This is a genomic window from Streptomyces colwelliae, from assembly GCF_048158785.1.
Lineage (GTDB): Bacteria > Actinomycetota > Actinomycetes > Streptomycetales > Streptomycetaceae > Streptomyces.
On sequence record NZ_JBLTJC010000397.1, the window covers coordinates 1 to 9,157 of the forward strand.

At 71.6% G+C, this 9,157-nt stretch carries 4 protein-coding genes; 1 reads left to right on the forward strand and 3 read right to left on the reverse strand.

Translation table 11 applies throughout. The features are described 5' to 3' along the window. A partial coding sequence (locus tag ACNFOC_RS45330; RefSeq protein WP_416964845.1) for an ATP-dependent helicase C-terminal domain-containing protein occupies positions 1-408 on the forward strand: 408 nt, incomplete at its 5' end. On the opposite strand, the gene pgfA is transcribed toward ACNFOC_RS45330, so the two are convergent. From pgfA to ACNFOC_RS45345, 3 genes are all read right to left on the reverse strand, one after another. Next, positions 398-1,390 carry a cell envelope lipid trafficking protein PgfA gene (gene pgfA / locus ACNFOC_RS45335; protein ID WP_416964846.1) on the reverse strand — a complete coding sequence of 331 codons (993 nt, stop codon included), beginning with the start codon at positions 1,388-1,390 and terminating at the stop codon, positions 398-400. The two genes, ACNFOC_RS45330 and pgfA, sit on opposite strands and share 11 nt — an antisense overlap. Before the next feature lie 65 nt (positions 1,391-1,455). Further along, positions 1,456-1,590 (reverse strand): SPW_0924 family protein, encoded by a 135-nt coding sequence (locus ACNFOC_RS45340; RefSeq protein ID WP_416964847.1) that lies wholly within the window; start codon positions 1,588-1,590, stop codon positions 1,456-1,458. Between the two features lie 178 nt (positions 1,591-1,768). Continuing rightward, a partial coding sequence (locus ACNFOC_RS45345) for an AMP-binding protein (RefSeq protein ID WP_416964848.1) occupies positions 1,769-9,157 on the reverse strand: 7,389 nt, incomplete at its 5' end.

Here is a 9,157-nt window from a genome sequence, read left to right on the forward strand (position 1 = left end):
GATCTGGGGCGGATCGATGCGGGGCAGGGGCTTCGGCGGTTGTTGCCGTGGGCCTCGGGGGACGCGGGGCGGTTGGACGAGTTGGCTCCGGAGCGGTTCGTCGTGCCGAGCGGGTCCAGGGTTCGGATCGACTACGGGAATCCTGAACAGCCCGTGCTCGCCGTGAAGTTGCAGGAGATGTTCGGGCTTCACGAGTCGCCGACCGTCGCCGGGGTGCCGGTGCTCGTGCATCTGCTGTCCCCCGCCGGGCGGCCCGCCGCCGTCACCGCCGATCTCGCGTCCTTCTGGAAGGACGGCTACAAGGGCGTGCGGGCGGAGTTGCGGGGGCGGTATCCGAAGCATCCGTGGCCGGAGGATCCGGCCGCCGCCGAGGCCACGCGGTTCACGAACGCGCGGCTCAGGCGTTGACCGGTTCCGGTTCCTGGGCCTCGGCCGGGGCGGGGTCTCCGGGGCGCCTGCCGCGGGCCTCCAGATAGAGGGAGAGCGCCAGCAGGAGGAGGCCGAGGGTCAGGAAGCCCCAGGGGAGGTAGGAGACCATCAGCAGGACGAGGGTGCGGTTGGACTTCACCAGGGCGACGGTGTGCTTGATGTAGTCCTCGCGCATCTTCACGTCGCCGGCGAACGCCGTCACCTTGTCCCGGTCGCCCAGGAGGGTGCCGCCGCGCAGCTCCTCCTTGTGGAGCTCCTCGCCGTAGACCGGTGCTCCGGTGACGGGTTCGACCCAGAACTTGCGGACCGTGGTGTACCAGCGGGTGGTGCCCGTCTTGGCGACGGACTGTGGGGTGATGCCCTTCACGGGCATGGTCCTGGGGAAGGGGACCTTGGTCCAGGGGATGGTCTGCTCGAAGTAGTAGACCTTGACGCCGCGGAAGTTCTGGGTGCCCTTGTAGTGGATGGGGTTGGTGGTGCGGGTCTGCGCGTCGAAGTACTCGTAGTCCCGTTTCTGTGTCAGGAACGGCCACTTGAACTCGATGCCGTCCCGTTTCACCGGGTCGCCGTCGACCATCTCGCCGGTGGCGTGGACGGGCTCCTGGGTGTGCGCGTCGAAGATGTAGCGCTCGGGGATCGAGGAGACCATCTTGCCGTCGGGGCCCTGGACGTAGGACAGGCCGTCCCAGACGACGACGTCCCGGCCCGCGGTCTTGTCGATCTTCTTGGCGGCCTCCACGTCGCCCTTGAGGGTCTGCACGATGGTGACCTTGGGGACCGTCTTGGCCTGCATGGTGCCGTAGTCGAGGAGGGTGGCGTTCTTCGCCTCCAGGACCATGTCCTGGTACTGGTTCGCCGGGATCTTGGCCAGGCGCGGGAAGGCGTACCAGCGCAGCAGCGGGGACAGCGCCGTGAAGAACACGGCGAGGGCGAGCAGGATCAGGCTGGCCTTGCGGCGCATCTCGGCCTCCATCCCAGGGAGTTAAACGCTTGCGCAAAGGCTTGCGTAAACGCTTGCGCAAGCGTTTACGGGTGTGCGGGCACCGTCGTCAGCAGCGGTTTCGGGGAGGTCTCGCCCATCGGTGAGCCCATCGCGGTGATGGTCAGGACCAGAGCGAACGCGAGCACGAGTCCGGTCGCGGCGGCGATCAGGGCACGCATGCCGGCCTCCCGACAGGCAGAAACCGAAGGGGTGACTGAACGGACCCAGGAACTGATAGGTCGTCAGGTCCGGCACCGTAGCAACGCACGGGCGAGATGAGAACACGTTGCACACACGACAAAGGCGCCCACCCGCCGAAGCGGAGGGGCGCCTTCGTCCTACGGTCGTGCAGCCGGACTACGCGCTCGGCGATGCCGACGGACTCGGGCCGGCCGAGGAGGTGTCGGTCGCCGCCGCCACGGTCAGTTCGACCGTGAGGGTCGCGCCGCCCGTGGTGGTGATCCGGAGCAGGAAGGTGCCGGTGGTGTCGTCGGCGTACAGCTTCGGCAGCTTCAGGAGGCCGTCGGCGTCCGTGGCCAGGCCCGTGAGGGTGCGTACGGTCTTGCCGTCCGCGTCCTTGAAGTAGGGGCCCTTGTCGTTCTCGGTGGCGTCGTCGGCCGCCTTGATGAGGGTCGCGGTGGCGGCGACCTTGTCGGCGACCGCGCCGTTCTCCGTGGCCTTCACCTCGACCTGGTCGGCGAACTCACCGCCCGGGGTGCAGGTCAGCGCGGTGGTGCTGGTGCGGACCAGGGTGTCGGCGACGCGGGGCGTGACGCTGGCCGTGTAGTCGAGACCGGCGATCGTACGGCCGACGACGGTCGCGCGGACGGTGAAGTCACCGGTGGTCTCGCCTGCTTGGAGGGCGGGGGCGACGGCCACACCGGAGGCGTTCGTCGTGACCGTGGCGACCTTCTCGCCGCCCGTGAAGGTGGCATCCGTCGTCCCGACGATCGTGAACCGGATCCTGACCTTGGCGACGGCCTTGCCGGCCGAGGTCCTGGCGCTGGTGCTGATCGTCTTGGTGAACGCATCGCCCGCCACCGCGGTGAGCTTCGCCGTACCCGCGTCCGCCAGCTTGGCCACCGTGTCGGTGGGGGTCGGAGTCGGCGTGGGAGTCGGCGTCGGGGTCGGGGTCGGCGTGGCCGGCGTGGTGGGCTTCGGGCTGGTGCTCGGCTTCGAGGTGTCCGGAGTCGAGGGCGACGGTGTGGGCGTAGGCGTCGGACTGGCCCCGGAGTTGTCGTCGCTGCGGCCCGACGGCAGGGTGCCCGTGCCGTCCGGGACCGAGTGGGTGCCCTTGCGGTAGTACTCCAGCCAGGACAGGACCGTGTTCAGGTAGTCCGTCGAGTTGTTGTAGCTGAGGATCGCGCTGCGCAGGCCCGCGTCGGTCGACAGGTTCCAGTCGTTGCGGCACAGGTAGTGGCCGGCGGCGAGCGCGGCGTCGTAGATGTTGTTGGGGTCCTTCTTGCCGTCGCCGTTGCCGTCGCGGCCCGCCCAGGCCCAGGTGGACGGGATGAACTGCATGGGCCCGACGGCCTGGTCGTAGGTGCTGTTGCCGTCGTAGGCGCCGTTGTCGGTGTCCTTGATGAGCGCGAAGCCGTTGCCGTCGAGCGCGGGGCCCAGGATCTTGGAGGTCGTGGTGCCGTCGGCGTCGACCTGGCCGCCGCGGGCCTGGCCGGACTCCACCTTGCCGATGGCGGCGAGGAGTTGCCAGGGCAGGTTGCAGCCGGGCTTGGAGGCGGCGAGTTCCGTCTCGGCCTTCTTGTAGGCGTCGAGGATGGTCGCCGGGATGCCGGCCTCGGCCTCGCCCACCGAGACCGGGGTCCCTATGGACGGCGACTGGCTGTCGCTCGGGCTCGGGACGGGGCTGCTCAGGGGCGGGAGGTCCGTGTAGTACGGCGAGTCTCCGGTGGCGCTGTGGTCGGTGCTCCCGTCGGGCGTCGCCTGGCCGGTGGCGAGCGTTCTGTGGCCGCCGGTCACCGCCGGAGCCTGGGACGCGGACAGTGCCGCGACCGCTGCCGCGGCCACCGCCGTCGTCGCCGCACCCTTGCGCAGCCGCCTGCCGAAATGCGCCGTCAGGGCGACGAGGACCACGCGGTTCCCGGGGTGATCCAGAAGGCGTGCGGCCAGGGTGGTGCCGATGCCTCCGGTGCCGCCGAGCACCAGGTGGGTTCCGGGGGCGGCCGAACGGACGGCGGTCGGCGGGGAGTTGAGGACCGGGACCGGATGGAGGGTGCGCCGCCACCAGAAGCCGTCGCGCAGGGCGGTCGCCGGTTCGGTGACCGTGTCGTCCAGGAGCAGGTCGGGCAGGTGTGCCGCCCAGTCGGCCGGGCGGGGTCCGGGCAGGTCCAACCAGCGCAGGGTCACGCCCAGTTCCTGCCGGGGCACTTCGAGAGCGGCGGCGAGCAGGCCCGCCTCAGGGGTGCGGACGGGGCCGGTGACCGGCTGCGCCCCGTGGGACAGCAGCCAGGCGCGTGGCCGTACGACTTCCGGGACGTCGGCCAGAGCGCGGGCGAGCGCCGCGACGGTGTCGAGGCAGGCCACCTGGGCTGTTTCCAGGGCGTGTTCGTCGAGGCTGCCGTCTAGGGCCAGCGGCAGCGCGTGCAGCCAGTCGACGCCGGGGCCGCCGGGTCGAGCGACCCGCTCCAGCACGGCGGTGAGCTGCCCGAAGTCGGCGGGATCGGCCTCATAGCGGTCCTCGCCGAGACGGGCGAAAACCTTCCCGGCGCACACGGTCACCACCCGGACGTAGTGCCGCTCAAGGAACCGCCACGACTCGCCACCCGCGTCCGTGACCACCACGGCGGTGCGCCGCGGTTCGTGAACTCCGGTGCGGGCGCGGCGCAACCGCGTCCACTGCGGCTGGTGCAGCCACTGGTCGGCGGGCAGCCGCTGCGGTCCGGCCGGCAGCGCGGGCGTACGCGCGAAGTCGTACTCCGCCGTCTCGAAGGCGGGCGGCGGGAAGTCCCAGGGCGCGGACGCGGGGCCCTCGGGCCATAGGAGGGGGTGGCCCGCCGTCCAGGTTGCGGCGAGGGCGTGGGCGTCCCGCTCCTCTGGCGGGAGCCCGGTCTGCGGGTGCGGCGCCGCGACCTCGCCCAGCGCGTCCAGCCACGCGACGGCGGAGCTGGCATCCAGGCACACCGCCGCCGCCCGGTGGGCGAGCGCGGGCCGTCCGGCCTGGAGGTGGCGCAGGACCTGCGGATAGGTGTCGGGGTGCGCCTTCAGGTAGGCCGCGATACGACGTCCATCCGCGCGTACGGCGGCCTCGGAACTGCCGGACAGCACCAGGCACGGCACCAACTCGTGCGCGGTGTGCGCGACTTGCGCTGCATCCACCTGTTCGAGGAGCAGGTGGGCGTTGGTCCCGCCGATGCCGAAGCTGCTGACGGCGGCCAGGCGCGGCCCATTCTGCGGCCAGGGTTCGGCCGCGACCGGAATCCGAAACGGGCCGTCGTCGATCTCCGGGTTGAGCCGGTCGAAGTCGGCCGTCGGCGGGACGATCCCGTGGTGCACGGCGAGCACCGCCCGCACCATGCCGACAACTCCTGCGGCGGCGCCCAGGTGTCCGATCTGGCTCTTCACGGAGGACAGCGCCACGCACGCGTCGTCCGCCAGGCCGTACGCCTGGCGCAGCGCGGCCGCCTCCACCGGGTCCCCGAGTCGGGTACCTGTGCCGTGCGCCTCCACATAGCCGAGGTCTGCGCCGCTACGGCCGCTGCGGTGCAGGGCGGTGCGGATCGCGGCGCGCTGCCCGGCAAGGGCGGGGGCGCTGTAACTGAGCTTGTCCGAACCGTCGTTGTTGATGCCCGAGCCGGTGATGACGGCGTAGACGGTGTCCCCGTCCCGGCGGGCGGCGGCGAGGGGCTTGAGGACGACCACGCCGCTGCCGCTGGCGCCGACGGTGCCGGTGGCGTCCGCGCTGAAGGGCCGGCAGTGGCCGTCCGGCGAGAAGATGTGCTGCGGCCGGTAGGTGTAGCCGTCGGTCAGTTCGGTGTCGACGAGGACACCGCCGACGAGCATGACGTCGGCGTCGCCCTGCCGGAGCAGCCCGGCGGCGACATGTACCCCGACGAGCGAACTGGAGCACGCCGACTGCACGGTGAAGGCGGGCCCGGTCAGGCCGAGATGGTAGGCGGCCTTGGTGGCCAGGAAGTCCTTCTCGTGGTGCAGCGCGAGCCGGAAGGTGTCGGGCAGTTCGGCCGGCTCCGCCTCACGCAGCATGCGCTGGAAGTAGGTGTTCTCCCCGCAGGCGGCCAGGAGTCCGACCCGGTGGGCCGTCGGGTACCCGATACCGGCGTGGGCGAGTGCCTCGACGCAGTTCATCAGGAGGTGCCGCTGTTGCGGGTCCATCAGCCGGGCCTCGTGCGGGCTGATCGTGAAGCGGCCCGGGTCGAAGTCGAGCATCCCCGCGAGCTGACTGCGCGCCCCGACCCGGCCGTCCGTCGTCGGGAAGTGTTCGATGCCCCGGCGGCCGGAGACCACCAGGTCCCAGAAGGCGGCGAGATCGGGGGCGCCCGGCAGTCGTACGGCCATCCCGATGACGGCGATGGGTTCCTCGGTCCACTCCCCCGGCGGCCTTGGGGCGTCGGAGCTGACGGACGGCGCATCACCGCCCTCCGACGCACGTCCCTCGATGAGGCGGGCCAGCGCACGGAGGCTGACGTGCTCGAACAACTCCGGCACGGTGAAGGCGAGTTCGTCCTCGCCCGCGCAGCGGAGCTGGAAACGCATCAGATCCAGGCTGGTGGCGCCGGCGTCGAAGAACCGCTGCTCCACGCCGATCGCCTTGCCGGTCACCGTCTCGAACAGGGCGGTCAACCGTCCTTCGAGCGGCGAGAGGGCCGGCGCGGTCACGTCGTGGGAGCGCAACTCGCGCCCCGGGGCGGTGTGTGCCGCCCGGCGGTCCAACTTGCCGCTCGGCGTGCGCGGCAGCTCCGTCAGGCGACGGAAACCACTGATACGCACGTAAGTCGGCAGCAGACCGGCCAGATGATCCGTGAGATCCGCCGGATCGGGGTCGCCGCCCCGGCATTGCAGGCACGCCACCAGCCGGCCGCCCTCCACCGCCGCGACCGCCTGGGTCACACCGGGGTACTGCAACAGCGCGGCCTCGACCTGCCCCAACTCCAGCCGGAATCCGCCCAGTTTGACCTGACTGTCGTCGCGGCCCGCGTAGTGCAGCAGGCCCTGCGCGTCGAACCGGGCCAGGTCGCCGGTGCGGTAGAAGGTCCCGAGGTGGGGGTCGTCGGTGAAGCGGTCACGGTTCGGCGTGTCGTCGCCGGAGCCGACGCCGACGTAGCAGCGGTTGGCCATGACACCGCCGATGAGCAACTGGCCGGTGACACCGGGCGGGACGGGGAGACCGCCCTCGTCGACGACACGCAGGACGGCGTTCGCCACCGGTCGTCCGATCGCGGGGCGCAGCGGCCAGGCGGCGGGGTCGCCGTCGAGGCAGAGGCCGCTGACGACGTGGGTCTCGGTGGGACCGTAGTGGTTGAACAGCCGGGCATCGGGCAGACCGGCGAACCAGCGGCGGATCGCGTCGGTGCACACCAACTGCTCCCCGGCCGTGATGACTTCGCGCAGCCGGGACGGGAACTGCCCGGTGCGCACCCCGTGTTCGGCGAGGAGTTGCAGAGCGACGTACGGCAGGAAGATCCGCTCCGCTCCCCCTGTCTCCAACTCCCGCAGCAGGGCCGGGACATCGTGCCGCCAGGCGGGCTCCACCAGGCGCAGCAGACCGCCGGAGCACAGGGTGGTGAGGATCTCCTGGAAGGAGACGTCGAAGGACAGCATGGAGAACTGCTGGGTGACGGCTGGCCCGTTCAGACCGCCGTCGGCGCGCTGCCAAGTCAGCAGGTTGCACAGGGTCCGGTCGGAGACCTGGACGCCTTTGGGAGTGCCGGTGGAGCCGGACGTGAACAGGGTGTAGAGCGGGCGCAGCCCCTGGTGCATGGGCAGTTGGGACACTGCGGTGGGGGTGTCGGTGAGGGTGAGGATGTGCCGGGGCAGGGACGGTGGCGCAATCGCGGCGAGGACGGCTTCGTCCTCGGGTGCCACGAGGACGCACAGAGGGTCGGCCTGGTCGAGCACGTGCCGCAGCAGGGCCGGCGGATAAGCGGGGTCGAGCGGTACGACGGTGAGGTTGAGGCGGGCCGCCGCCAGGAGCGCCACGACATGTTCGACGGAGGGCTGGAGGTAGAGCGCCACGGCCGCCGGGGCGGCGGGGTCGACCGGGAGGCGGGTGGCGAGTGCGGTCGCCAACTCGGCTGCCTGTGCGTCGAGTTCGGCGTAAGTGAGGGTGGATTCGCCGGTGCTGACGGCCGGGGCGTGCGGGGTGCGGGCGGCCTGCCGGGCGAAGCCGTCGGCGACGGTGGTGAAGTCCGGTGCGCACGTGGGACCTTGGCCGTGGTCGGGCAGGGTACGGCGGTAGTCGGCGACCAGTTCGTGCAGGGTGATGACGGTGTCGCCGGTCAGGTGGTCGAGGGTCTGGCGGAAGAGGCGGGCCGCGGCCTGGGTGCGTTCGGCGCCGATGTCGTCGCGGTACTCCCACAGGCAGTCGAACCCGCCCTCGTGTTCCACCACCGACAGCGTGAGGGCGCACTTGGCACCCAGTGGCTCGGGCCACAGCGGCCGCACCTCGCAGCCGTCCAGGCGCAGTGCCGAGAAGTCGGTGTTCTCCAGCACGAACAGGTAGTCGAACAACGGGGTTCGCTCGCGGAAGGCGCGATCCGCGAGGACGTCGGCGAGAGCGACCTCCTGGTCCCGCAGCACGCCGCGAACGGCATCGGAGTGTGCCGCGAGCTGAGCGTCCAGTGAGCGGTGCGGCTCCAACGGCAGGTCCAGGAGCACCGTGTTGGCGAACATGCCGACCGTGTCCGCGAATTCGGGGCGGGGCCGGTTCACCACGGGCGTGGCGACCAGCGGACGGCCCTGGCCGGTCACGCCGTACAGGCTCGCGGCGAACGCGGACACCAGCAACTGGAAGCGCGTCAGACCGAGTTGCGCCGCGCGACGGTCCAGCGCGCTGCGGCGGACCAGGTCGAGCGAGGTGCGCAGCAGGCGGGCCCGTGGTGCGTCGGGGGGCGGCAGCGCGGGTGACGGTTCGCCGTCGCGGCCGTAGTGGGCGCGCAGGCGGGCGCGGCGGTCCTCGTAGGCGGGGCTCGTGTGCCAACTGCGCTGCCAGCGGGCGAAGTCCAGAGGTGTGGGGGCGCCGGACGGCCGGGAGCCCTCGGCGGCGTCGAGTGGCGGGGGGACGGACACCGGCTGGACGTCACCGCCTGTGCAGGCGTCGGTGAGGTCGCGGAGGAGGAGGTTGAGCGACCAGCCGTCCACGGCGATGTGGTGCAGGTGCAGCAGGAGCAGTCCGCCGTCGGCCTGCGTCACCCAGGCGGCCCGCAGCATCCGGGCGTCGCCGAGGTCGAAGCGGTGGTCGAAGAACCGGTCGGCGGTGTCCTGCCACTCCTCCCCAGGGTGGGCTTCGAGTGCTTGCCACGGGTCGTAGGGACCGCCGGTCTGCTGGAACAGCCCGTCGGGGGTGGGGACCAGGCAGGTACGCAGGGCCACGTGCCGTTCCACCAGCGCGCGCACCGAGCGACGCAAGGCCTCCGTGTCGACGCGGCCCCGGACCCTGAAGGCCAACGGCACGTCGTAGGAACGGTTTTCGGGCTCGCGCTGGTGCAGGAGCCAGAGGCGTTCCTGCTCGCTGGTGGCCGGTGCGGTCGGCTCGCCGGAGGGGGTGGGCACGGG